The organism is Lentzea aerocolonigenes, assembly GCF_000955955.1.
Classification (GTDB): domain Bacteria; phylum Actinomycetota; class Actinomycetes; order Mycobacteriales; family Pseudonocardiaceae; genus Lentzea; species Lentzea aerocolonigenes_A.
The window spans coordinates 17,560-41,530 of the sequence record NZ_JYJG01000214.1; the positions used below are offsets into that span (position 1 = coordinate 17,560).

Genomic DNA, 23,971 nt, shown 5'->3' on the forward strand with positions numbered 1-23,971 from the left:
CCTCCCGGGACTGATGCCGGGGATCGGCTCCGGCGAACAGGATGGCGGCCATGAACAACGACGCCGTCGTCGAAATAGCGGCCCTGCGCAAGGAGTACAGCGACTCCACAGCACTGGACGGGCTGTCGCTGACCGTGCGGGCGGGGGAGGCGGTCGCGGTCATGGGACCGTCCGGCAGCGGCAAGTCCACGCTGCTCAACATGATCGCGGGCCTCGACCGGCCGACGTCCGGCTCGGTCGTCGTGCACGGCACGGACCTCGGGTCGCTGGACGAGACCGGGCTCGCGCTGTTCCGCAGGCGGGGGATCGGCATGATCTTCCAGTTCTTCAACCTGCTCGACGACCTGTCGGCACTGGACAACGTCGCTCTGGCCGCTCAGCTCACCGGCACCCCGGCGGGTCAGGCGCGCAAGCGGGCGCTGGAGCTGTTCGGTGAGCTCGGCATCGAGAACCGCAAGAACATCTATCCGGCTCGGCTCAGCGGTGGCGAACGGCAGCGGGTCGCGGTGGCGCGGGCGTTGATGAACCGGCCCGCGCTGCTGCTCGCCGACGAACCGACCGGTGCGCTGGACAGCCGGTCCGGGGAGCAGGTGATGGACCTGCTGCTCGACCTCAACCAGTTCGGCCAGACGTTGCTGCTGGTCACACACGACGAACGGCTCGCGACCCGGTGTGCCGGCAGGGTGCTCGAGGTCGTCGACGGCCGGATCGCGCGGGAGCAGAGCGTGGAGCGGGCCCAGGAGCGGGCCCAGGAGCGGGCGCTGTGAGCGCGGTGTGGACAGCGGCGTGGGCGGCGGTGCGGCGACGGGTGCTGCAGACGATCGTGATCGGCATCGTCGTGTGCGCGTCCACCGCGACCATCGTCATGGCGCTGGGCCTGCTCGAATCGTCCGCCGCACCGTTCGACAAGGCCTTCGCCACCCAGCGCGGCGCGCACCTCGCCACGGCGTTCGACTCCGCCAGGACCACCGCGGAGCAGGTGAGGCAGGCGGCGGGGCGGACCGAGTACGCGGGCCCGTTCGCACAGGCCACAGTGGACACCTCGACCAGCCCGGTCTTCCTGGGCACGCTCACCGTGGCGGGCCGCGCGGATCCCGGCGGCCCGGTCGACCGCCTCACCGTCTGGCAGGGCCGCTGGGCCACCGCACCCGGCGAGGTCGTCCTGAACCGTGCGCCGGGCGAAGAGGGCACGGACGGCCACGGCCTGGAGATCACCGCCGCCGGACTGCCCGAGCTGACCGTCGTCGGGTTCGCGCACTCCGTCACCGGCTCGGCCGACGCGTGGGTGACTCCCGAGCAGGTCGAGGCGTTGCGCCCGACCGCGTGGCAGATGCTCTACCGGTTCCCGGACGCCGCCACCGCGGCCGAGGTGGCCGAGGACCAGAAGACGGTCACCCGTGGCCTTCCCGACGGCGCGGTGCTGGGCAGCCTGTCGCACCTCACGGTGAAGGACAAGGTCACGTCCGAGCTGGGCGTGTTCATCCCGTTCCTGATGATCTTCGGCATCCTCGGTCTCGTCGTGGCCGTGCTGATCGTCGCCAACGTCGTGAGCGGCGCGGTGGTCGCGGGCTTCCGGCACATCGGCATGCTCAAGGCACTCGGGTTCACGCCCGGCCAGGTCATGGCGGTGTACCTGGTGATGGTCTCGGTCCCGGCGGTCGCGGGCTGTGTTATCGGCACGCTCGCGGGCAACCTGCTCACCAGGCCGATCGTGCAGGACGCGGTCCAGGGCTTCGGCGTGACCGACGTGAGCTTCGCGCCGTGGGTGACCGCCGCCGCACTGCTGGGAATGCCCGCACTCGTGGTGTCGGCGGCACTCGTCCCGGCGCTGCGAGCCCGCAGGCTGCCGGCGGCCCAGGCGATCAGCGCGGGCACCTCCGCGAACTCCGGACGTGCGTTGCGGATCCAGCGCTGGCTCACCGGGACACCGTTACCGCGTTCGGTCAGCCTCGGCCTCGGCGTGCCGTTCGCCCGCCTGAGCCGAAGCGCCCTCACCCTGGCCTCGGTCGTGCTCGGTGTCACGACCGTGACGCTCGCGGCGGGCGTGACGATGTCGGTGAACGGCTACAACAACGCGGTCCGGCCGAGCTACGACGACCGCGTGGAGATCCTGGCCGGACGACCGCCGGGCATGCCGGTCATGATGACGCCGGACCTGGCCGGATCGGACATGACCGGGCCGCCCGCCGCGACGTTGAGCGACGCCGACGACGAGAAGATGTTGCGCTCGTTGCCCGGCACGGCCGCGGTGCTGGCGATGACCCAGCTGGAGACCGAGGTCGCGGGCGGCACCCAGAACGCCACGATCCTCTTCTACCGCGGCGACACCGGCGCACTCGGTCCGCGCGTGCTGACCGGGCACTGGCCGGACGCCCCCGGCCAGGTCATCGTCCCGTCGCGGTTCCTCAACCAGCGCGGGCTCGCCGTCGGCGACACGATCACCGTGCAGGCCGGGGAGAACCGCACCGAGCTGAAGATCGCCGGGGTCGTGCTGACCAACAACGACGACCAGATCTTCGCCGACTGGAGCGCCCTGGGCGTCCTCGCGCCAGGCACTCGCGCGCACTCCTACCAGGTCAAGTTCAAGCCCGGCACGGACCGGGCGAGTTTCACGACCGCGATCGGGAAAGGCGACTCGGGCCTGCGCGTCATGCCACCACGCGACGGCACGTCGTCGTCGGCGGCGATCATCGTCAGCGCCTCGGTCCTGCTGACGCTGGTCCTGGGTGCGGTGGCGGCGCTCGGCGTGTTCAACACGGTCGTCCTCAACGCCCGTGAACGCCGCCGCGACCTCGGGATGCTGAAGTCGATCGGCATGACCCCGCGCCAGGTCACGGTGATGCTGGTGACCTCCATGGGCGCGCTCGGCGTGGCCGGCGGACTGGCCGGGGTGCCTCTCGGCGTGGCGGTGCACCAGCTCGTCGTGCCGGCCATGGCGCACGCGGGCCAGGCCGACGCCGTCGACGTCCTCATGGAGGTCTACCACGCGCCCGCGCTCGCCCTGCTGGCTCTCGCGGGAGTCGTGATCGCCGTGCTCGGCGCGCTCGTGCCGGCCAGGGGAGCGGCACGCCTCTCGATCGCCACCGTGCTGCACAACGAATAGGGGGAAGCATGAAAAGGCTGATCGCCTCGTCGGTCGCGCTGCTGCTCATCAGTCCCGCCGTGAGCCACGCCGGGGATGACGGCGCCACGATCCGGCGTACGTCCTATGGAATCCCGCACGTCCGCGCTACCGATTACCGGGATTTGGGGCTGGGCCTGGGATACGCGTTCGCCGAGGACAACGTCTGCATGATGGCCGACATCGTCGTGACGACGTCGGCGCAGCGATCGCGGTGGTTCGGCCCGGACGCGACCACGGAGTCCGGTGACGGCAACCTCGTCTCCGACCTCTACCACCAGCGGATCAACCAGTCCGGCGTGATCGAACGGGCGCTGTCCCAGCCGTCCCGGCAGGCCCGCGACCTCGTCCGCGGCTACGTCACGGGCTTCAACCGCTACCTCGCGAGAACCGGGGTGGCCAACCTGCCCGACGCGAGGTGCCGGGGCGCGGCCTGGGTGCGGCCGATCACCGAGATCGACGTGTGGCGGCGCGTTCACCAGGTCGCGGGCCTCACCGGCGGCGAGGGGTTCCAGGACGCCGTGGTGGGCGCTCGGCCCCCTGGCTCGCCGGCTCCGGCGAAGCTCGTCCAGCGCGTCGAACAACGGCCCGGTAGCAACGGCATCGCGCTCGGACGCGAGGCGACCGGCGGCACCGGCATGGTGCTGGGCAACCCGCACTTCCAGTGGGACGACGACTGGCGCTTCTACCAGTACCAGCTCACGATTCCCGGCGAGCTGAACGTCAGCGGCGCCGGGCTGTACGGGGTGCCGGTGGTCGCCATCGGCCACAACGACCGGATGGGCTGGACCCACACGGCGTCCGACGCGCAGACCGTGACGGTCAGCAGGCTCGCACTCGTTCCCGGTGATCCCACCAGCTATCTCGTCGACGGCCAGGCCCACCGCATGACCGCCGAACAGGTCACGGTGCACGCCCGCCAGACCGACGGCAGCGTCACCCCGGTCACCAGGACCCTGTACCGGACCCCGGACGGCCCCGTGGTCGCCGACCCCGGCCTGTTGCAGTGGACGGACACCACGGCCCACGTGCTGCGCGACGCCAACGCCGGCAACCCCGCCGTGGTCGACCAGTGGCTGGCCGTCGCCCGCGCCCGCAGCGTTCCCGACCTGCACCAGGCGCTCGTCCGCCACCAGGCTCTCCCGTGGGTGAACACGCTCGCCGCCGACTCCACCGGATCCGCGTACTACAGCGACGTCCAGGTCGTCCCGCACGTCACCGACGAACTGCGAGCCCGCTGCACCACCGGCCCCGACGTCGGCCTGGTGATCCTCGACGGCAGCCGTTCGTCGTGCGGCTGGGGCACCGACCCGGACGCCGTGCGGCCAGGCGTGTTCGGCCCGGCCCGCTTGCCGCACCTGATCCGCGACGACCACGTGAGCAACATGAACAACAGCCCGTGGCTCACGAACCCGGCAGCCCCGCTGACGGGCTACCCCTCGATCGTCGGCGACGTGGGCACCGAACGCTCACCGCGCACCCGGCTGGGCCTCGACATGATCGCCGACCGGCTGGACGGCAGTGACGGTCTCGGCCGTCCTGGCTTCACCCTGCCGACCCTGGAAGCCACGATGTTCGGCAACCGGAACCTCAGCGCCGAGGAGGGCCTCCACGCCGTCGTGCAGCTGTGCCAGGCGAATCCGACGCTCAACGGGGTCGACGTCCGCGAGGCCTGCGCGACGCTCTCGAAGTGGAACGGGACCGGCGACATCGGTGAACGAAGCAGGGGAGCGTTCTTCTGGCGCACCTTCGTCAACCTGGCCAGGCGGCCCGGCATCGACTTCTGGCTGGTGCCGTTCGACCCGGCCGACCCCGCCCACACCCCGCGCGGCATCAACACCGCGGACCCCGGCATCGGACGAGCTTTCGCCGACACCGTGAGGGCTTTCGCCAACGCCGGCGTGCCGGTCGACGTGCGGCTCGACGACGTCCAGCACTACGAAGGCATCCCGATCCACGGCTGCCGAGGCCCGGAAGGCTGCTTCAACGTCGTCTCGGTGCCGGGAGCACCACGACCGCTGGACCAGATTCCCGATGTCCCGCACGGAACCAGTTTCGTGATGGCCGTGGAGCTGACCGCGAATGGACCGCGCACGAGCTCGTTGCTGGTCTACGGCCAGTCGGCGAACCAAGCCTCACCGCACCACCACGACCAGGCGCACCTGTACGTGGAGAAGAAGTGGGTCAGCGGGCGGTTCTCCGAGCAGGAGATCGCCCGCGATCCCAACCTCACCGTCCACTACGTGCGTTAGTGCGGGTCCGAGGCGTTGAGCGCGGCGACAACCTGCTCGTAGTCGCCGCGCGCCTCGGCGTAGCGCAGGAACTTCACCCGCTCGACCTGGATCTCGTGCGCGTCGGGCTGCGTCTCGATGATGTTCATGACCTCGGCGACGTACTCGTCGAGCGGCATCGCGTGGTCGTTCTCGGCCTGGCCCGGCAGCAGGTCGGTCTGCACCGACGGCGGCTCCAGCTCGACCACCTTGACCGAGGTGTCGGCCAGCTGGAGCCGGAGTGACTCGCTGAGCATGTGGATCGCCGCCTTGGAGGCGTTGTAGCTCGGCGTCACCTTCAGCGGCGCGAAGGCCAGGCCGGACGAGACCGTCATGATCGTGGCGTCCGGCCGGGTCTGGAAGTGCTCGACGAACGCGGCGATCAGGCGGATCGGGCCGAGGATGTTGGTGGTCACGATCCCTTCTGCGGACTCCAGGAACGACTCCGGCCGGTGCCAGTCCTCGACCCGCATGACGCCGGCCATCGTGATCAGCACGTTGGTCGCCGGGAAGCGGGCGAGCACGTCCTTGGCGGCGGTCTGGACGCTGTCGGCGTCGGTGGTGTCGATCCGGACGGTCTCCAGGCCCTCGGCCGCGATCCGCTCGAGCAGCTCGGTGCGGCGGCCGCCGACGATCACGGTGTTGCCGCGCTCCTTGAGGGCGTGGGCGAGCGCCAGGCCGATGCCGCTGGTGGCGCCGGGGATGAAGATGGTGTTTCCGCTGATGTCCATGCACCGAGCTTCGGGCCTGGTGCACGAGGCGCGGCAGAGAGCGCTTATCGGGGGATCGGCGGTCCCTGGTCAGTTCGTGTGCGGCCGCCATACTGGGGCTTGTGGATCGTGCGGAACTCGCGGCCTTCCTGCGCCGCCGCCGGGAAGAGCTGAGGCCATCGGACGTCGGCCTGCCCGTCGGCGCACGCAGGCGAGCTAACGGGCTGCGGCGCGAAGAGGTCGCGTCTCTGGCCGCCATGTCGACGGACTACTACACGCGCCTCGAACAGCAGCGCGGCCCGCAGCCGAGCGAGCAGATGCTGGCCGCGCTCGCCCGCGCGCTGCGGCTGACCGACGACGAGCGCGACTACCTGTTCCGCGTCGCCGGCCGCAACGCCCCGTCGCCGCAGGTCACTGCCACGCACGTCGCGCCGGCGCTGCAACGGGTGCTCGACCGGCTCAACGACACGCCCGCGCTGATCCTGTCGAACCTCGGCGAGATCCTCGTGCAGAACCGGTACGCCGAGGCGCTGTACGGAGACTCGTCCCAGTTCACCGGGCTCGCCCGGAGCGGCATCTACCGCTGGTTCACCAACCCGGAGGAGCGCTCGATCTACCCCGAGCACGACCGCGACCGCCAAAGCCGCGCCCAAGTCGCGAACCTGCGCGCCGCCTACGCCGCGATGGGCGCCAAGTCGCGGGCGGGCGAGCTCGTCCGCGTGCTGCAACGGGAAAGCGCGGAGTTCGCTTCGATCTGGGACCGGCACGAGGTCTCGAAACGCTTCGAGGACCACAAGGTGCTCGTCCACCCGCAGCTCGGCGAGATCGAGGTCGACTGCCAGGCGCTGTTCACCGAGGACCAGTCGCAGATGCTGCTGGTGCTCACGGCGCCGCCGCGCACGGAGGCGTTCGACAAGCTGCAGCTGCTCGGCGTGCTGGGCACGGAGAACTTCGTCAGCTGAGCCGATTCGTGGCTTGCGGCGCCGGGCAAAGTGACGTTCGAGAAGTTGCGGCTGGGTGTGGTCGGGTGCGCGGAGTTGGTCCGCTGAGGCGGTTTCCCTTCCGCGGGGCCGGCGCGTGGGAGACACCAGTGCCGACTCGCTCGACCACCGCTCTGGCGAGCGGCTGCGCTGCCCGAGCACCCTCGTGTTCGTCAGCTGAGCTTCAGGATCGTCTCCTCGATCTCCGCCTTCCGGGCGTTGGCGTAACCGACGTCGGTGCCGACCTTCTCGAAGCCCGCCCGCGTCAGCACCCGCATCGAGCCCGCGTTGTCACTGGCCACACGTCCGTACAACGGCCGGACCGGCACGAGGTCGAGCAGCAACGCCACCGCGCGCCCCGCCACGCCCCGACCCCACACCGAGCGGTCGATCCAGTACGTGATCTCGGTGTCGCCCTCCATCTCGAAGCTCGCGATGGTGCCCACCACGCGACCGTCGCCGACGATCACCCGGTTCGTGGTGCCGGGCATGGCCAGGACCTTGCGCCAGTGCGCGTCGAACGCCTCGCGGTCGTCCGGGTCCTCGGCGGTGAACGCGGCCATCCACACGGACTCCGGATCGCGCATGAACTCGAACACCGTGCCGAGGTCCCCGTCCTCGAACTCCCGCAGCGAAACGTCGCGCATCAGCGAGCCAGCCTTTCCGCCAACCACCCCAGTGAGAGCGGGTAACGGTAGTCGATGCCGCCGTGGCCGGCGTCGAAGAGCTCGAAGTGCACGCGCTCGTCCGGCACGCCGGCGTGGGACAGCTCCGCGCGGAACGCTGATGCGCCCAGGTCGAGGAAGTACTCGTCGGTGCGGCCCGCGTCGATCCACACCGCCCGCAACGACCGCACGGCGTCGGAGAACCTGGGCACCATCCGCACCGGGTCCCAGTCGAGCCAGCGCTGCCACACGTCCGGGCGCAGCACGCCGGTCACCGGGTCGAACGGCAGCTCCGGCGTGCCGTCCTCCAGAGCCGAGAAGCACGCCGCGACACCGAGAGTGCCGATCAGGTCCATGTCCTCCGGCCTGGTGAAGGCGGGACGGCTCTGGAAGTCCGCCCACCACGTCCGGATGTCGTGGTCGTACGACCGCAGCGCACGCACGGCCTTGCCGAAGTCCGGGACGTAGCAGAGCTCGTACAAGGAATCGCCCGCGTGCGTGGCCAGCGCCCCGAACAGGTCCGGGCGCAGCATCGGGGTGATCATCGCGCCGAACCCGCCCGACGACTTGCCCGAGATCGCCCTCGAGTCGCGCGAGGGGATCGTGCGGTAGTGCGCGTCGACCCACGGCACGATCTCGTCGCACAGGTACGAGTGGTAGCGGCCGGTGCCGGGGGAGTCGACGAACTGCGAGCCGCCGTAAGTCGTCCACGCGTCGACGTAGACCACGATGCAACCCGGTGCGCCGTTGGCGAACACCGCGTCGGCCGTCTCGATGAACGGCTGGCGGAACGGCGTCCGGTTGGCCCACATGGACAGGTGGCCCGTGTAGCCCTGAATGACGTACACGGCCGGATAGCGTTCAGAGCCCTCGGAGTAGCCCGGCGGCGCGTAGACCCACAACGGCCGCTCGAAAGGATCACCGAGCACGTTGTCGCGCAGCAGTTCGGACACGACCGTGTGCCGGTCGAGCCTGCCTGCCAGCGAGCCTTCCCAAGGGAGCATGATCCCAGTCAACCACAGTGGACCAGTGAGTCCAGAAAACATAAGATGGCCAGGTGGCACTCACAGCCAAAGGGCGCGCGACCCGGCAGCGGATCATCGAGGGCGCGGCGGCGTATCTGCGCAGCGACGAGCCGGCGGGTGTGACGCTGGACGACATCCGCGCGATCACCGGCACCAGCAAGGGCCAGATCTTCCACTACTTCCCGGACGGCAAGGAAGAGCTCTTCCTCGCCGTCGCCCGCCACGAGGCCGGCCGCGTGCTCGACGACCAGCAGCCGCACCTCGGCGCGCTGACGAGCTGGGCGGCCTGGGGCCGCTGGCGCGACTCGGTGGTCGCCAGGTACCACGCCCAGGGCCGGAACTGTCCGCTCGGCGCGCTCATGAGCCAGGTCGGCAACACCCCGGGCGCGACCGAGGTGGTGAGCTCACTGCTGAACCGCTGGCAGTTCCACGTGCAGGAAGGCATCGAGGAGATGCAGGAAGCCGGTCTCGTCCGGCCGGGCGTAGACCCCCAGAAGACTGCCGCGGCGTTCATCGCGGGCATCCAGGGCGGGGTCCAGGTGCTCAGGACGTCGGGCAGCATCACGCACCTGGAAGCGGCGCTGGACACCCTCATCGACTACCTCAAGAACTGAACTTCTGGACTTGCCGGTCCAAAAATCCGTGCCTAACTTCGAGGACATGGCACAGCGACTGCAGGGCAGGACGGCCCTCATCACCGGTTCCACCAGCAACATCGGCCGCGCGATCGCAGAGGCGTTCGCACGAGAAGGCGCGCACGTCGTCGTCTCCGGACGCGACGAGGCGCGCGGCGCCGCCGTCGTCGACCAGATCCGCGCGAACGGAGGAAAGGCCGACTTCGCCCGCGCCGACCTCGACGGCACGTCCGCCGCGAGTCACACACTCGCCGCGGAGGCCGCCGAACTGGTGGGCCGCGTCGACATCCTCGTCAACAACGCCGGCATCTACCCGCCCTCGTCCACCCCGACCACCGACGAGGAGACGTTCGACCGCGTCTACGGCGTCAACGTGAAGGCACCGTTCTTCCTCACCCAGGCCCTCGCCCCGGCGATGATCGACGCCGGAGCAGGCGTGATCATCAACCTCGGCTCGTGGATCGCCCGGCTCGGCATCGGCGTCAGCTCCCTGTACAGCTCGACCAAGGGCGCGATGGAGACGCTGACCCGAGCGTGGGCGGCGGAGTTCGGGCCGCAGGGCGTCAGGGTCAACGCCATCTCGCCCGGTGTCATCGTCTCGCCGGACTGGGACGGCACGCACCCCGGCGAAGTGATGATGCAGGGCACTCCGGCCGGACGGTCCGGGCATCCCGACGCCATCGCGAGCGCCGCTGTGTACCTGGCCTCGGACGACGCGCAGTTCGTGCACGGCACCGTGATCGACGTCGACGGCGGCCGCACCGGGGTGGCCGTGATCGCGGTGTGACCTGGCTCACTTACGCGCCCGGTTTCTGTGACCTGACGTGAGACTGCCCGGTCTCCCATGGCGTACGGAAATCGTCTGCGACAGTGAGGGTGTTGGACGTGACGGAGTGGCTGGGCCATTTGGACGCGGAGCAGGTGATCGCCGCACGCGCTGGTGATCGTGCGGCGCTCGACGCGGTCGTGGAAGCCTCCCTACCTCTGGTCTACAACATCGCCGGGAGAGCCCTGTCCGACGACGCCGACGTCGACGACGTCGTGCAGGACACGATGTTCCGCGTCATCCGGGGCATCGACTCGCTGCGGGAGCCGGAGCGGTTCCGGTCGTGGCTGGTCGCGGTGACGATCAACCAGATCCGCGAGCACTACCGCCGCCGCGACCTCGCCCCGGCGCCGCTGGAGGAGTACGACCGGGCCGATCCGGGCGCCGAGTTCGTCGAGGTCGCCTTGTCCCGCCTGCACTTCGCCCAGCAACGGCGTGAGGTCGACGAGGCCGCGCGCTGGCTCGACCCGGCCGACCGCGAACTGCTGGCGTTGTGGACGCTGGAACGCGTCGGCCAGCTGACCCGCGCCGAGGTGACCGACGCGCTCGACCTCGGCGCACACACCGTGACGGTGCGGCTCAGCCGGTTGAAGGGCCGGCTGGAGACCGTGCGGCACCTGGTGCGCGCGTTATCGGCCGAACCGCGCTGCCCTGGACTCGCGCAGGCGGCACAGGGCTGGTCCGGACAGCCCAGTCCGTTGTGGCGCAAGCGGCTCCTGCGGCACGTCGACGAGTGCTCCCGCTGCAACCGCGGGGTCGACGACGCGATGCCGGTCGAGCGGATCCTGACCGGCGCCGCGCTGCTCACCGTGCCCGCCAGCTACCTGCCGCAGCTGATGGAGAACCTGGCCGACCCCGCGCTCGAACCGGTCGCGCACACCGCCGATCTCAGCGACTTCGGGCCGGATGCCGGGCACGCCGCCCACCTGGCCGAGTCCTCCGGGCCGTTCTCGCGCATCGCCGGTATCGCCTCGGGCAAGCCGGTTCTCGCGGTGGCGGGTGCGGCGGCCGTGTGCGCGTTGGTCGGCGTGGTCGGGACCATGGTGCTGTTCCCGTCGGATCCTCCTGCCGCCGTGGCGATTCCGAACACCCCGCCGCCGACCACGGTCACCACCTCGCTCGCGGAGACCACGACGTCCTCCACGAGCAGCAGCGCGCCATCGTCGACAACTACGACCACCACCACTACGACCACGACGACCCAGACGCCTGAGCCTGTTCGCGTCGCCACGCCGGAAGAACGCGTCCTCGCGCTGATCAACGAGACCAGGGCGGCGAACGGCCTGCCCGCGCTGAAGATCGACCCGACGCTGGTCACCGCCGCCGAACGGCACACCAGGGCGATGATGAGCAACGGCTGCGGCCTGTCGCACCAGTGCGCGGGGGAGAGCGGGCTGGGCGAGCGCGCGTCAGCGGCGGGCGTGAAGTGGAGCTCCGTCGGCGAGAACGTCGGCATGGGCGGTCCGGTCAAGGACGCCGTCGACCCGATCTCCAAGATGGCGCTGAACCTCACCCAGGGCATGATCGACGAGAAGCCGCCGAACGACGGTCACCGCAAGAACATCCTCAGCAAATCCTTCACCCGCATCGGCATCGTCGTGATGCGGGACGCCAAGGGAACCGTGTGGATGACGCACGACTTCGCGGGTTGACCGACCCCGGGCTAAAAAAGATCATCCTGTGGTCGTACGCCGAGAGGCGACCGCAGTCGGACGCGTGACGATCTGTCCGGAAAGCACTGTCTTACCCGTGCAGATGCAGTCGACCCTGAGCCACCGCGTCACCACCCGCACCCCGGAGCTGTTGCGCTGGACCGGTTTCGGTGGCGTGGTGCTGCTCACCGGGGGAGCCTGGGCGACGAGAGCGGTGCCGATGGCGCTCGCACTCGCCATCGCCGGCGCCGGGCTCGTGGTCCTGACCTGGGCGTTGCTCGGTCGTGCGAACCCGGACGCGCAGTGGTTGCGGCGGACGCTGGCCTGGTGGGCCGCGCCGCTGGTCGTCGCACCGCCGTTGTTCAGCGCCGACGTGTTCAGCTACCTCGCCCAGGGTGAGGTGGCGGCACGCGGGCTGGACCCCAACGTGGTGAGCCCGGCGGTCGGTGCGAGCGCCGAGGCCGTGTCCCGTGTCGGCGTGTACTGGCGGGACACTCCGTCGCCGTACGGGCCGCTGTTCAGCACGGTCGAGCGGGCCATCGCGAACCTCACCGGCGGCGATCCGGTGGCGGGCATCGTGCTGTACCGGCTCACAGCGGTGTTGGGCTTGCTGCTCGTGGTGTGGGCCGTCCCGAGGCTCGCCGCGATCGCCGGGACGTCTGCGCTGGCCGAAATATCGGCTGGGAGGGCGCTGTGGCTCGGCGTGCTGAACCCGTTGGTGCTGTGGCACCTCGTCGGCGGCATGCACAACGACGCGTTGATGCTCGGTCTCATGCTGTCCGGCACGGTCATCGCGTTGCACGCACTACCCGAACTCCGCTGGTGGCAGCTCACGGCCGGTGTGGTGCTCATCGGACTCGGCGCACAGGTCAAGCTGCCCGCACTCGTGGCGCTCGCCGTAGTAGGCACCGCATTGGCCCGGCGCCTGGGCGGCGGCTGGGTGCGGTTCGTGATCGCGGGCGTGAGCATGGTCGCGGCAGCAGTGGTGGTCTCCGTCGTGACCTCGCTGGCCGGAGGGGCCGGTTTCGGCTGGGTGCGGGCGCTGGGCACGCCGTCCAAGGTCAACTCCTGGATGGCGCCGACGAACTGGCCTGGCTATCTGGCGGGTGCGGTGTTCGGCCAGGAAAGCGGTCAGGCGATGATTTCCTCGGCACGGATCGCGGGGCTCGTGCTGATCCTGTGCGGGATCGCGGTGGTGCTGCGGCGCCAGCTGCGGGGCGGGGTCTCCGAGGTGACGGCGCTGGGAATGATGATGAGTCTGATCGTGGTGCTGGGGCCGGTGATCCAGCCGTGGTACCTGCTGTGGGCGGTGCTGCCGTTGGCCGCCTGTCTGCCGGTGGGGAAGTGGCGCACGCGCGTCGCTGCGTTGGCCGGGGTGTTCGCGTTGCTGGTGCCGCCGCTCGCGGGCAACTTCGCCGGCCGGGTGCCCGAACTGATCGCCGCCTACGCACTCGGCATCGCCCTGGTGGGTGGCGCCTTCTTCGTCCTGCGCCGGGTGCCCGTTGCTGCCCAGAACTGATCTCATCCGGACTGAACTCGCCCGCTACGGCGCGGCCGCTCTGGCCGGTGGCGCGCTGGCGTTGAGCTTCCCGCCCCGCACGCTCTGGTGGCTCGCGGTCCCGGCGTTCGTGGTGCTGTGGCTGACGCTGCGCAACGTCCGGGCCCGGCGAGCGGCCGGCCTGGGCTTCGTGTTCGGCATGGCGTTCTTCCTGCCGCACCTGCTCTGGATCGAGCACTTCCTGGGCAACGACTTCGGCCCGTGGCCGTGGCTCGTGCTCTCGGCGCTCATGGCGTTGTTCGTCTGCGGCTCGACAGCCTTGATGCCGCTCGTGTCGAGGCTGCCCGCGGCTCCGGTGTGGGCAGCGATGCTGTTCGTGCTGCAGGAGACCGCGCGTGGGCTGATCCCGTTCAACGGCTTCCCGTGGGGGCGGGTGGCGTTCGGACAACCCGACGGGCCGTTCGGGCGGCTCGCGGTGATCGGCGGCGCCCCGCTGGTGAGCTTCGCGGTGGTGCTGACCGGTTTCGGCCTGGCCCACTGGCTTCCCCGGCTCAAGGCCGCCTGGGCGGTGCTGCCGTTCGCCGCGGCACTCGCCGTCGGCCCGCTGATCAGCGTCGACGCGCAGCACGGCCAGCGCACCATCGCGGTCGTCCAGGGCAACGCGCCGGACATCGGCCTGGGCCTGCTCGACGCCGCGGACACGTTGCGCGCCAACCACCTGCGCAAGACCGCCGAGCTCAAGGCGCTGATCGACGGCGGCTCGATCCCCAAGCCGGACCTGGTGGTGTGGCCGGAGAGCGCCACCAGGACCCAGGACCACGACCCGGTGATCGACCGCGCGGTCGACTCACTCGGCGTGCCCGTGCTGGTCAGTGCTCTGCGCAACGGAGAGAACGCGGTCATCGCCTGGCAGCCCGGTACCGGCCCCGGCCAGTCGTACGCGAAGCAGGAGCTCGTCCCGTTCGCCGAGCACATCCCGCTGCGCCCGCTGGCCCGCCTCTTCACCCCGTTCGCGGACAACCCGGACATGAATCCGGGCACCGAACCGGGCGTCATGGACATCGCCGGAACGAAGGTCGGCCTCGGCATCTGCTACGAGGTCGCCTACGACTACGTGCTGCGCGAGAGCACGGCCGCGGGCGCCCAAGTGCTCGTGGTGCCGACCAACAACGCCTGGTACGGCCGTGGCGAGATGACCTACCAGCAGCTCGGCATGGCCCGCCTGCGCGCCATCGAACACGGCCGCGCGGTCGTCGTCGCGGCGATCAGCGGGGTGAGTGCGGTGGTCCGCCCGGACGGCAGCGTCGTGCAGTCCACCGGGATGTTCACCGACGCCCTGATGGCCGGCTCCGTGCCGTTGCGGACGGACATCACGTTCGCCACGAGGTTCGGCGGCACGATCCACGTGCTGCTCACCGCGGGCGCGTTCGGTGCGTGCCTGGCCGCGATCTGGCTGCGACGGCGAGCACGACCGGAACCGGAGTCCCTCCCTCGGTGAACCGGCCGGGCGCCAGACCGGCGTCGAGGAACGCGTTCAGAAGGGCGGGCAACGGCCAGTGCGAGGCACCCACCTTGTCGCGCAGTCCCTGGTCCGTCCACGACTCCTTGGTCCAGTACCCGTCGAGATAGCCGGGCCGGATCACGACGGCCGCGGGGTCGGTGCGGTCGGCGAACCCTCCGCAGAAACACGGGTGCACACCGACGTGCACGAACAGGCCGCCGGGCTCGAGCACCCTCGCCACCTCGCGCAGCACGGCCGGATAACCGGGCATGTCGGTGTGGACCATCACCGCCAGCACGGCCGGGACACTGTTGTCCCGCAGTGGAAGCCGTCCCGCGTCCGCCCGCGCCACCGGCAACCGGCCGTGGGCGTGGCGGAGCATCCCGGCGGACAGGTCGACGCCAACGGGCGTCCACCCCAGCTCCCGCACGGTCGCGGCGTGCACCCCGGTTCCGCAGCCGACCTCCAGGCACACACCGGTGCCCTCGCCGAGCAGTTCCCGCAGCGCCAGGCCGACCCCGATCGGGTCGTCCCGCTGCGCCGCGAGGAACTGCCCCTCGTACCAGTCCGCGATCTCGTCGTAAGCCGCCACCACACCAGTGGACAGCCGTGGCGGCCGGAGCCGCCACGGATTCCGCGCCCGGCGAACGTCAGTTGGTGCCCAGGAGAGCTGAGCCGAGCACCGTTCTCTGGTGCAGCACGGACAACCCCTGTCTCTCGGTCGTCAGCAACCCGGCCTCCCGCAACACAGTCGTGTGGCGGCTGACCGCGGACGCCGAAGCGCCGAGCCGTTCCGCCAGTTCCGTGGTGGTGGCCCCACTGCCGACCGCGGCCAGCACCGCCGACCGCGTGGATCCCAGCAGTGCGGCCAAAGCACCCGCCTGCCTGCGTCCACTCGCGAGCTGCCGCTGCCACGTCCAGTCGTGGTGCACCGGATAGACGACGGTCGGCGGCAGCCCGGGATCGGCGAACGCCACGGGCGTGTGGCGGCAGAAGTACGACGGCACCAACCGCAACCCGCGGCCGTTGAGGTGCAGGTCCCGGCGGTACGCGTACTGCACCTCCAGCACCGGCGGCCGCCAGTTCATCAACGGCCACATCCCGTGCAGCAACCCCTCGACCGAACCCGATCCGGTCCGATGCAGACGGTCGGTCTCGACCGCCTCCTCGATCAGCTCGCTGTAGGGCTCGATCGCGGCAGCGTGGTAGGCCGCCAGCGCGTCCGTCATCTCGCCCAGCGCACCGGCGCACCCCTCCGCCAGCGGACGAGTCCACGATGGAGTCCTGCTGACCCCGGCGAGCTGCTTGAGCTCGCCGCGCAGCCGGGCCCGCGGCGTCGCCCTGATCGCGTCCAGGGCGGCACCCAGTCCGTCCGCACCTTCCGGCGGCGTCAGGAAGTCCGGGAAGTACGGGCCGAGCGGCGAGAGCACCGCGAGCAGCCGCACACCCGAACGGATCACCTGCCGGTCGCCGTGGCGCCGGACGTCACGCAGCCAGGGTTCGAGCAGAACCCCGCTGTCCCCTTCGGTCAGCCTCAGCCGGCTGAACACCATCTCCCAGAGCGGATCGACCCTTTCTGCTATCTGCGTACGCTCCAGATCGCCAGCGGAAAAATGGATGCGCAACACAGCAACCTCCCCAGGCCCAGGTCACCGTGGAGAACATTACCGGCCGTGTCACTCCGCCGAATCACGCAACGAAAACTGTGCGCGAGGCTATTGCCCCGCGCACAGTTCTGTGGTTTACCGGGTCAGCCGCAGCGGCCGCTCGTCCACTGGTGCGACCTCACCTGGTAGGTGCCGGCCAGGTCGCCCTTCTGCCCCTGGCGGGTGCAGCCGATGCGGTTGTTGTAGCCGGTGTTGCGGTAGAACACCACGCCCGTCAGCGAGGAGGACGTGCCGCGGTTGTAGACGGACTTGACCTCCTTGGACGTCGCCCACGAGCACTTGACGGAACCGGACGTCCAGTCCGGGTCTGCCACGTCCCACATGCAGCGGCCGCCGGTGCCGCCGAACTCGTTCCAGAAGCAGACGTTGCCGGTGTTGCAGTCCCAGGCGGCCAGCGCCTGACCGGTCTCGCTGTCGTACGCCGCCCCCACCGCCGCGGCCTGCGCGACCGGGGCCACCGCCTGCGCGCTCGGAGCCGCGACCCCCACGACCATGAGCAACGCAACCGGAACCAACGCCAAGAAAACACGCCGAACGAACTTCAAGGATTCCTCCCAGACCTCTGAATGAATTCGGCCGACGCCACTTTAAGCAGCCGGAGGAAGCTGGGAAAAGCTATTGCTCTGTGGCGCAATAGCTCGTTTCAGGCTCGTCGGGTGTACCTGTGTTTCACGCCGATCGGGAAGTAGTCCGGATCGCCGGCGTCGCGCGGCACGACCTCGGGCAGCTGCCGCTCGGCCGGGACGTAGTGGGCGTACTCGCTGTTGAGCCGCAGCAGCTGCTCCTTGATCGACTCCGCGATGGCGTGCGGGTCCGCGGTCCTCCCCGGCGCGGTCTCCACGGTGATCCGCAGAAACCGGTCGCGGTCGGCGTCCTCGACGGACTCGATCACGAACTTCCCGGTCACCGTCTCGCTGATGCCCGGTTGCTCCAGGCCGACGGTCACGTTCTCCGGATAGACGTTGGCACCGAAGAACGACACCGTGAACAGCGACCGCCCGAACAGGAAGACGAACGGCAGCTCCGGTCCGGGATCCGGCCTGAATCCGTGCCGCGCGCAGTAGGCCAGCAGTTCGGAGTGCCCGAAAACCCCGCCCTCGTCGGCGATCCGGTACCTGATCAACGGAATCCCGCCGTCCGCGGTGAACACCAGCGTCCCGTCGTGCACCTCGAAGAACCGGCTCGCCGGGTCGTACTGCACGAGCGTCGGCAGCCGCGAGTCGCCGAACACCTCGCGCGCCAGATCGGGACGCAGCGCGAAGAACCGGCGAATGCTCACCGACAGCGCGGTCTCGTTGCCCAGCACCCCGGAATCCGCTGTGCCGTAAAGGGATGCGACGTCCCGCAGCGGATCCGCGATCGACGCGCGCTCGCACACCAGATCCCGCCACTGCTCGCTGAACACCTCGCCGGCCAGCACCAGTTTGATCGAGTACGACGGCCAGTCGACGCCGGGTGCGTCGATGACGTCCTTCAGGAACGGCGGATACCCGAGCAGCACGACCTGCTCGAAGTGCGGCGCCAGTTCCGGCAGCACCCGCAGGATCTCGGCCTTGTTGTTGCCCGGCGCCACCACGGTGATCGGACATCCCTTGGCTGCCAGATGCCGCACGCACGCCTGGGTGAACAGCCCGCCGACCCAGGTGCCGAGCGGGAAGCACACCACGGCCAACGTGGTCCGCCGGTCCGCCTGGAACCCGTCCACCAGCACCTGCTCGAACCGCCGGGCCACGTGCAGTTCGTCCTCGAGCGCCCGCGGCCAGATCGTCGGCCGCCCGCTCGACCCGGACGACACCGCGATCATGTCGCAGCCCGCCAGCGACCCGTCTCGGCACAGTTCCGGCAGCGGATATCGCTCGTGGTAGCTGGGCTTGTCGAGCAGGGGCAGTCCCTGGAAGTCCTCGAACGTCCTGATCGACGCAGGCTCGATCCCGTTGTCCCGCAGCAGCTTCTGATACGCGGGCACGGTCGCGGCGGTGTGCTGGAACAGGTCGAGCACCCAGCTCTCCGACCGCTCCGGGATGGCCGCGAAGAAGTCGTCGAACGCTTGGCGCACACGGTTCTGCCGACTGCTGTCCATCAGCCGAGCCTATCGATCAGCCGGACGGTCCATAGCCTCTATAACTTCAGTGTTGAATGAAATGAAACTCCTAGCGGACCAGTCGTCACACCCGAGCGGGCCCGCCGCCGAACCCGCCACGAAGATCGAGATCACCGAACGGACGGTGTGAACGGTCAGGCGCGCACGACAGCCGGCGTGGTGAACCGGCCGCCGACCCAGCCCGCCGTCGCGATCGCGCGCAGCCCTGGGTCGCCCTCGGCGAGCTGACCGTGCGGGCCGAGCACGTCCGCCGCGGAGTTGCCGTCGTGCCAGCGCACCGGCAGCCGCCCGTGCCGCTCCAGCACGCCCGCGAGCTTGGACGTCAGCTTCGCACTGCCGATGTGCACCCACCGGCTCGGGAACAGCTCCAGCAGGTCCAGCGTCGCCGGGCTGAGCTCCGGCACGACCGTGATGCCGTTGTCCCGCCCGTACTCGACCAGGTCGCGCAACGCGTCCGGATCGCCCTCGGGGAAGACGTGCATGACGTTGAGCTTGTAGGCGGCCATCCTGTCGATGGCCTTGCGCATCTCGGCGGGCGGCAGCAACGCGCTCGTGACGCCACGCCACTGGAACGCGGGGGAGTCCTGCACGTCGGCCGCGCGCACCGTGCCGTCGGCGGTCATCAGCTGCCGGAACGACTGCACCCCGTGCCGCAGCCCGGCCTGTGTGCCGGCGCGGAGCATCACGGCGGAGTTGCTGACCAGGAGTGCGTAGCCCTCCGGCCCGAGCCCGCGCATCGCCGGGTCGTGCGACACCATCAGCATGCCGTCCGCCGACTCGGCGAGCAGATAGCCGGTCTGCCGGAAGATGAGCTCGCGCATCATCGCGGCCGCCGTGCGCGCCTGCCCGGTCACCCGGACCGCGACGTCCTCGGTCAGCGTGAACGCACCCGTGCGACGGGGCGCGCTCGACGGCATCGGAATAATCACGCGTTTCCTCCCAGCGGACTAACGCAGGAAGTACCACGTGAGTTCCGGAAACTGCACGGTGAACGCGGTTCCGCGGCCTGTCATGCTGATCACACCAACGGATCCGCTGGGGGGCGATCACATGGATTTCGCACGAGAACTCGCCGACTTCCGCTACTACGCGGTGTTCAAGGGCGCGTCTCAACGCGTCGAGGACGCCGCGATGCTCGTGCGCAAGCCGCAGGGCTACGACGAGGAGGAGTACGCCGGTCACGGCCTGTGGGTCGACACGGACAAGCTTTACCGGCTGGACTCCGGCCGGGACTGGACCGATGACTACCGCGCGGTCACCGAAGCCGAGGCGCGGCAGCTCCGCGCGCAGATCGACGCGAACTGGGCGGCGAACTGGAACCACCACGTCATCTCGGCCGACGGGGTGCCGTTCGCTGTGGTCGTGACCCACAAGGACGCGCGGCGGAATCTGAGGCCGTACCGGATCGGACGGTACGAGCACCGCGGCTTCGGGCAGACGGACCTGCTCGACCGCCTGCCGGACGAACAGGCGTGGAGCGTCGAGGACGTCGCACCGGAGGCCGCGACCGAAGCCCTGGTGCGGATGGAACAACGGCAGCGCGAAGGCTCGTGGTTCTCCGGCGGGTACGCGGTCTTCCACACCCTCGCCGACGTCCTCGACCTCGACTCGGCGTACGCGGTGGTGCCGCGGCCTGCGCCCGAGCACGAGTTCACGGCCCGGCTGAGCGAGCAGGAGGCGCGACGCCTGACCGCGCTGATCGACCTCAGGAGAGCGAAGAAGCAGGTCGGCCCGGTCGACGGCCACCAGCACTTCGCGCTCTTCAACCGCACGGAGGACGCGGCGGACCCGCGCAACGCCCACTCGGTCGTTCGCTCCACAGTGGACTCGTCGCTGCCGAAGTGGGAGATGTTCCTGAGACAGGGGGAGTGGCTTTCCGCGGTGCGGCCGTCCGACCAGACTCCGCTGCTCCCGCTCGGAGCCGCCGACCTGGACGCCGTCACCGCCGCACTCATGTCCGGTGAGCACCGCTATCTGGAGGTTCGCAGCCGCGAGACGGGACCTGTCGCACTGCTGCGGCTCACCGGCACCACCGAGGAGTCGGCCGTCGACCTCGGCTGGGAGCCGTCCGAGATCCTCACCCGGCTGCCGGGTGAGGAGTCGTGGTTCGTCGGCGAGGTCGACGAACAGGGCATGGAGAGGCGCCGGTACGCGTCGGCACTGCTGCGGCGGTCTGTGCGGTTCGCCGAGGACGAGTACCGGTACTTCGCGGTCTTCCCCACTCCCGACCTCCTGTTCGACCTCGCCAGGGCGGTGCTGGTGGTCCGGCGCCGCGGTGAGGCCCAGGAGAAGTTCGCCGGGCTCGCCGGCTGGGTGCCGTCAAGCCCGGACGAACACCTCGACCGGAAGTACCTGGGCCGGTACCTGCCGATCAGTCACGAGGAGATGGAGCGGTTGGTCAGCTGAGCAGGTCGCGGACCCGGGGCACGACCTGGGTCCCGTACAGCTCGATCGTCCGCATCAGCGACTCGTGCGACAGCCCGCCGATCCCGTACTTCAGGTCGAACCGGCTGGCGCCCAGCGTCTTCATCGTCCGCGCCATCTTCTCCGCGACCGTCTCCGGCGACCCGACGAACAACGCGCCGTGCGGCCCCACCTCGTGCGCGTACGACTCCGGGGTCGGCGTCGAGAACCCGCGCGTCCGGCCGAGCCTGCTGATCAGGTCGAGGTAGTGCGGCCAGAACTCCTCGCGCGCCTGCTCGTCGGTCGGCGCCACGTGACCGGGGGAGTGGATCCCGATCGGCAACGGGTCGCGGCCGAACTTCTCCAGCGCGTGCTTGTAGAGCTCGGAGAACGGCGCGAACCGGCCGGGGTGGCCGCCGATGATCGCGAGCATCAGCGAGAACCCGTAGGAGGCCGCGCGCACGACGGACTGGGGGCTGCCGCCCACGCCGATCCACGTCGGGAACGGCTCACTGAAGGGCACGACGTCCTGCTCGTGCAGTGGCGCGCGGGTCTTGCCCTGCCACGTCACCGGGCCGCCCTTGAGGATCTCGGCGAACAGATGTGTCTTCTCCTCGAACAGGTCCTCGTAGTCGGCGAGGTCGTACCCGAACAGCGGGAACGAGTCCACACTGGACCCGCGGCCCAGGATGATCTCGGCCCGTCCACCCGACACCGCGTTGAGCGTGGAGAACCGCTGGAACACGCGCACCGGGTCGTCCGAGCTGAGCACGGTGACGGCAGAGCCCAGGTGGATGTTCTGCGTTCGCGCGGCGATCGCGGCCAGCACCACGTCCGCTGCCGACAGCGGCATGTCCGGGGTGTGGTGCTCGCCGATGCCGAAGAAGTCCAGGCCCACCTGGTCGGCGAGCACGCCCTCCTCGACGAGGTTGCGGATGGTCTGGGCATGGGTCAGCGCCTTGCCCTCGGCGTCGAACGTGACGTCGCCGAACGTGTCGAGCCCGAACGTGGTCATGACTGCTCCTTCACGAACTTCCCGAAAACCGGGCTGCCGGGTTCCAGCAGCCGCCCGTCGAACAACGAACCCACGCGCACCGGTTCGAAACCGATGCGGGACAAGAACTCCGCCACCACGTCCAGCGCGGCCGGGTCGTCGCCGGCCAGTCCGACCGCCTGGCCGTCCGGCGGCTCCATGTCCTGGTAGGCGACGTGGTTGAGGCTCTTCACGACACGCGCGCCCACCAGCCGTTGGGCGACCTCTTCACTCGTGCCCTGCGGCTCGGCGGCGGGCGGCCACTGGTTCATGGCGTCGATGACGACCTTGCCCGCGAACATCCCCGGCTCGAGCGTCGAGAACCGGTGCCACGGGATCGCCAGCACCACCAGGTCCGCGTCCGCGACGGCGTCGGCGGCCGTCAGCGGGGTGGCGCCCGGCGCGAGGAACTCGATGATCATCTCGATCCGCGCCGGGTCGCCGGAGCCCGCGATGGTCACCGGGTAGCCGGCCGCCAGTGCGAGGCGCGCGATGACGGGACCGACGTGGCCCGCACCCAGAACAGCTGTCTTCACACCCGGTATAACCGGACCATCCCCCGCTTATTCCTCTGGTTGACGTACCAGATCACCGTCACTCGACGCTCGCGACCAGCTACGGAGCGTTCGTACGGTCGTTCGCGTGTCCAACGAGCCGTCTCGCCGCCGCTTCCTGTCCGCCTCCGCCGCTGCGGCCGTCACGTTCGGCCTGCTCAAAGCCGGTCCAGCGCAGGCAGCGGGGGAGATCCGGCCGTTCCGGGTGCGGATCCCGGAGCGCGAGGTGGCGGAGATGCGCCGCCGGGTGTCGCAGACCCGCTGGCCCGATCCGGAGACCGTCACCGACCTGTCGCAGGGCGCGCCGCAACGGACCCTTCGCGCGCTGGCCCGTTACTGGGCTCAGGAGTACGACTGGCGGACGACGGAGGCGAAGCTCAACGCGCTGCCGCAGTTCATGACCGAGATCGACGGGCTGGACATCCACTTCCTGCACATCCGCTCGAAGCACGAGAACGCGCTGCCGGTGCTCGTCTCGCACGGCTGGCCCGGTTCGGTCATCGAGCAGCTGAAGATCATCGGCCCGCTCACGGACCCGACCGCGCACGGCGGCAAGCCTTCCGATGCCTTTCACCTGGTGATCCCGTCGATGCCCGGCTACGGCTTCTCCGGCAAGCCGACCACTCCCGGCTGGGGTCCCGATCGCATCGCCCGCACCTGGATCGAGCTGATGGAGCGGCTCGGCTACGACCGCTACGTCGCGCAGGGCGGCGACTGGGGTGCGTTGATCGTCGACCTGATGGCGATGCGGAAGCCGGCCGGGCTGCTGGGTGTCCACACGAACCTGCCCGGCGCCGTTCCGGTCGAGATCGACAACGCCGCCCGTGCCGGTGCGCCGCAGCCGCCCGGACTCGCCGGCGACGAGATCAAGGCGTGGAACGACGTGTCCTTCCGCTACGCCAAGGGGCAGAACTACGCGCGGATCATGGCGACCCGCGCCCAGACCCTGACGGGCTTCGCGGACTCGCCGGTCGGGCTGGCGTCGTTCATGATCGACCACAACCTCGCGAGCCTCGCGCTGATCGCACGAGCCTTCGACGGGCACCGGGAGTCGTTGTCGCGGCAGGACGTCGTCGAGAACATCTCGCTCTACTGGCTGACGAACACGGCGATCTCCGCGGCGCGGTTGTACTGGGAGAGCAAGTACTCGGTGATCGCCGCCAAGGGCGTGACGCTGCCGGTCGCGGTCAGCGTGTTCCCCGACGAGGTTTACCAGGCGCCGCACAGCTGGGCTGCGCGCGCGTACCCGAACCTGATCCACTACAACCGCGTCGCCGCGGGCGGTCACTTCGCCGCGTGGGAGCAGCCGCAGATCCTGGCGTCCGAGCTG

At 69.9% G+C, this 23,971-nt stretch carries 21 protein-coding genes; 11 read left to right on the plus strand and 10 right to left on the minus strand.

The window, feature by feature from the left end; translation table 11 throughout:
• Positions 1-50: 50 nt before the first annotated feature.
• The 3 genes from UK23_RS26480 to UK23_RS26490 are packed head-to-tail and all read left to right on the plus strand — an operon-like array spanning position 51 to position 5,373.
• A complete protein-coding gene (locus tag UK23_RS26480; RefSeq protein WP_231114677.1) occupies positions 51-767 on the plus strand; it encodes an ABC transporter ATP-binding protein in 717 nt (238 codons plus the stop codon).
• Positions 764-3,103, plus strand: coding sequence for an FtsX-like permease family protein (locus UK23_RS53975; RefSeq protein ID WP_052685069.1), 2,340 nt, complete (start codon positions 764-766; stop codon positions 3,101-3,103). Before UK23_RS26480 ends, UK23_RS53975 begins: the two co-directional genes overlap by 4 nt.
• A gap of 8 nt (positions 3,104-3,111) precedes the next feature.
• A complete protein-coding gene (locus UK23_RS26490) occupies positions 3,112-5,373 on the plus strand; it encodes a penicillin acylase family protein (protein ID WP_045314350.1) in 2,262 nt (753 codons plus the stop codon).
• Here UK23_RS26490 and UK23_RS26495 read toward each other — a convergent pair.
• Positions 5,370-6,122: an SDR family oxidoreductase gene (locus UK23_RS26495; RefSeq protein ID WP_045314351.1), complete on the minus strand. Its 753-nt coding sequence runs from the start codon at positions 6,120-6,122 to the stop codon at positions 5,370-5,372. The two genes, UK23_RS26490 and UK23_RS26495, sit on opposite strands and share 4 nt — an antisense overlap.
• A 101-nt stretch (positions 6,123-6,223) precedes the next feature.
• Here UK23_RS26495 and UK23_RS26500 point away from each other — a divergent pair, with 101 nt between their 5' ends.
• Positions 6,224-7,063 carry a helix-turn-helix transcriptional regulator gene (locus UK23_RS26500; protein ID WP_045314352.1) on the plus strand — a complete coding sequence of 280 codons (840 nt, stop codon included), beginning with the start codon at positions 6,224-6,226 and terminating at the stop codon, positions 7,061-7,063.
• A 191-nt stretch (positions 7,064-7,254) separates the two neighbouring features.
• Here the strand turns inward: UK23_RS26500 and UK23_RS26505 are convergent, their stop codons facing one another.
• Together UK23_RS26505 and UK23_RS26510 are read right to left on the minus strand one after the other, a co-directional pair.
• Positions 7,255-7,728, minus strand: a complete 474-nt coding sequence (locus tag UK23_RS26505) for a GNAT family N-acetyltransferase (RefSeq protein ID WP_045314353.1) — start codon at positions 7,726-7,728, stop codon at positions 7,255-7,257.
• Complete coding sequence (locus UK23_RS26510; RefSeq protein ID WP_045314354.1) at positions 7,728-8,750, minus strand: alpha/beta hydrolase; 1,023 nt, start codon at positions 8,748-8,750, stop codon at positions 7,728-7,730. The genes UK23_RS26505 and UK23_RS26510 overlap by 1 nt, the downstream gene beginning before the upstream one ends.
• 53 nt (positions 8,751-8,803) lie before the next feature.
• Here UK23_RS26510 and UK23_RS26515 point away from each other — a divergent pair, with 53 nt between their 5' ends.
• From UK23_RS26515 to lnt, 5 genes are all read left to right on the plus strand, one after another.
• Positions 8,804-9,385, plus strand: coding sequence for a TetR/AcrR family transcriptional regulator (locus tag UK23_RS26515; protein WP_045314355.1), 582 nt, complete (start codon positions 8,804-8,806; stop codon positions 9,383-9,385).
• A 46-nt stretch (positions 9,386-9,431) separates the two neighbouring features.
• Entirely contained in the window at positions 9,432-10,193 is a 762-nt protein-coding gene (locus UK23_RS26520; RefSeq protein WP_045314356.1) for an SDR family NAD(P)-dependent oxidoreductase, read from the plus strand.
• Between the two features lie 98 nt (positions 10,194-10,291).
• Positions 10,292-11,884, plus strand: coding sequence for a sigma-70 family RNA polymerase sigma factor (locus tag UK23_RS26525; protein WP_196777898.1), 1,593 nt, complete (start codon positions 10,292-10,294; stop codon positions 11,882-11,884).
• Positions 11,885-11,987: 103 nt separating this feature from the next.
• Positions 11,988-13,403 carry a polyprenol phosphomannose-dependent alpha 1,6 mannosyltransferase MptB gene (gene mptB, locus UK23_RS26530; RefSeq protein ID WP_045314371.1) on the plus strand — a complete coding sequence of 472 codons (1,416 nt, stop codon included), beginning with the start codon at positions 11,988-11,990 and terminating at the stop codon, positions 13,401-13,403.
• On the plus strand, positions 13,387-14,880 hold the full coding sequence (lnt, locus tag UK23_RS26535) for an apolipoprotein N-acyltransferase (protein WP_045314372.1): 1,494 nt from the start codon (positions 13,387-13,389) through the stop codon (positions 14,878-14,880). The genes mptB and lnt overlap by 17 nt, the downstream gene beginning before the upstream one ends.
• On the opposite strand, the gene UK23_RS26540 is transcribed toward lnt, so the two are convergent.
• The 5 genes from UK23_RS26540 to UK23_RS26560 all read right to left on the minus strand — a co-directional run bounded on the left by UK23_RS26540 (position 14,795) and on the right by UK23_RS26560 (position 19,580).
• Positions 14,795-15,475 carry a class I SAM-dependent methyltransferase gene (locus UK23_RS26540; RefSeq protein WP_045314373.1) on the minus strand — a complete coding sequence of 227 codons (681 nt, stop codon included), beginning with the start codon at positions 15,473-15,475 and terminating at the stop codon, positions 14,795-14,797. The two genes, lnt and UK23_RS26540, sit on opposite strands and share 86 nt — an antisense overlap.
• Positions 15,476-15,533: 58 nt before the next feature.
• The gene (locus UK23_RS26545) at positions 15,534-16,436 is read right to left on the minus strand and encodes an ArsR/SmtB family transcription factor (RefSeq protein ID WP_231114678.1); all 903 of its coding nucleotides are present in this window, start codon (positions 16,434-16,436) and stop codon (positions 15,534-15,536) included.
• Between the two features lie 197 nt (positions 16,437-16,633).
• Complete coding sequence (locus tag UK23_RS26550; protein ID WP_196777899.1) at positions 16,634-17,095, minus strand: peptidase inhibitor family I36 protein; 462 nt, start codon at positions 17,093-17,095, stop codon at positions 16,634-16,636.
• Positions 17,096-17,193: 98 nt separating this feature from the next.
• Complete coding sequence (locus UK23_RS26555; RefSeq protein ID WP_045314357.1) at positions 17,194-18,630, minus strand: phenylacetate--CoA ligase family protein; 1,437 nt, start codon at positions 18,628-18,630, stop codon at positions 17,194-17,196.
• Positions 18,631-18,785: 155 nt separating this feature from the next.
• Positions 18,786-19,580 carry a glycoside hydrolase family 20 zincin-like fold domain-containing protein gene (locus tag UK23_RS26560; RefSeq protein ID WP_156213389.1) on the minus strand — a complete coding sequence of 265 codons (795 nt, stop codon included), beginning with the start codon at positions 19,578-19,580 and terminating at the stop codon, positions 18,786-18,788.
• Positions 19,581-19,701: 121 nt separating this feature from the next.
• On the opposite strand from UK23_RS26560, the gene UK23_RS26565 reads away from it, so the two are divergent.
• Positions 19,702-21,057, plus strand: coding sequence for a hypothetical protein (locus UK23_RS26565; protein WP_156213390.1), 1,356 nt, complete (start codon positions 19,702-19,704; stop codon positions 21,055-21,057).
• Here UK23_RS26565 and UK23_RS26570 read toward each other — a convergent pair.
• Together UK23_RS26570 and UK23_RS26575 are read right to left on the minus strand one after the other, a co-directional pair.
• Positions 21,050-22,069, minus strand: a complete 1,020-nt coding sequence (locus UK23_RS26570) for an LLM class flavin-dependent oxidoreductase (protein WP_045314360.1) — start codon at positions 22,067-22,069, stop codon at positions 21,050-21,052. The two genes, UK23_RS26565 and UK23_RS26570, sit on opposite strands and share 8 nt — an antisense overlap.
• Positions 22,066-22,623 carry an NADPH-dependent F420 reductase gene (locus tag UK23_RS26575; protein ID WP_196777900.1) on the minus strand — a complete coding sequence of 186 codons (558 nt, stop codon included), beginning with the start codon at positions 22,621-22,623 and terminating at the stop codon, positions 22,066-22,068. Before UK23_RS26575 ends, UK23_RS26570 begins: the two co-directional genes overlap by 4 nt.
• A 106-nt stretch (positions 22,624-22,729) precedes the next feature.
• Here UK23_RS26575 and UK23_RS26580 point away from each other — a divergent pair.
• Positions 22,730-23,971 (plus strand): epoxide hydrolase family protein (locus UK23_RS26580; RefSeq protein ID WP_045314362.1); only part of this gene is annotated, 1,242 nt, incomplete at its 3' end.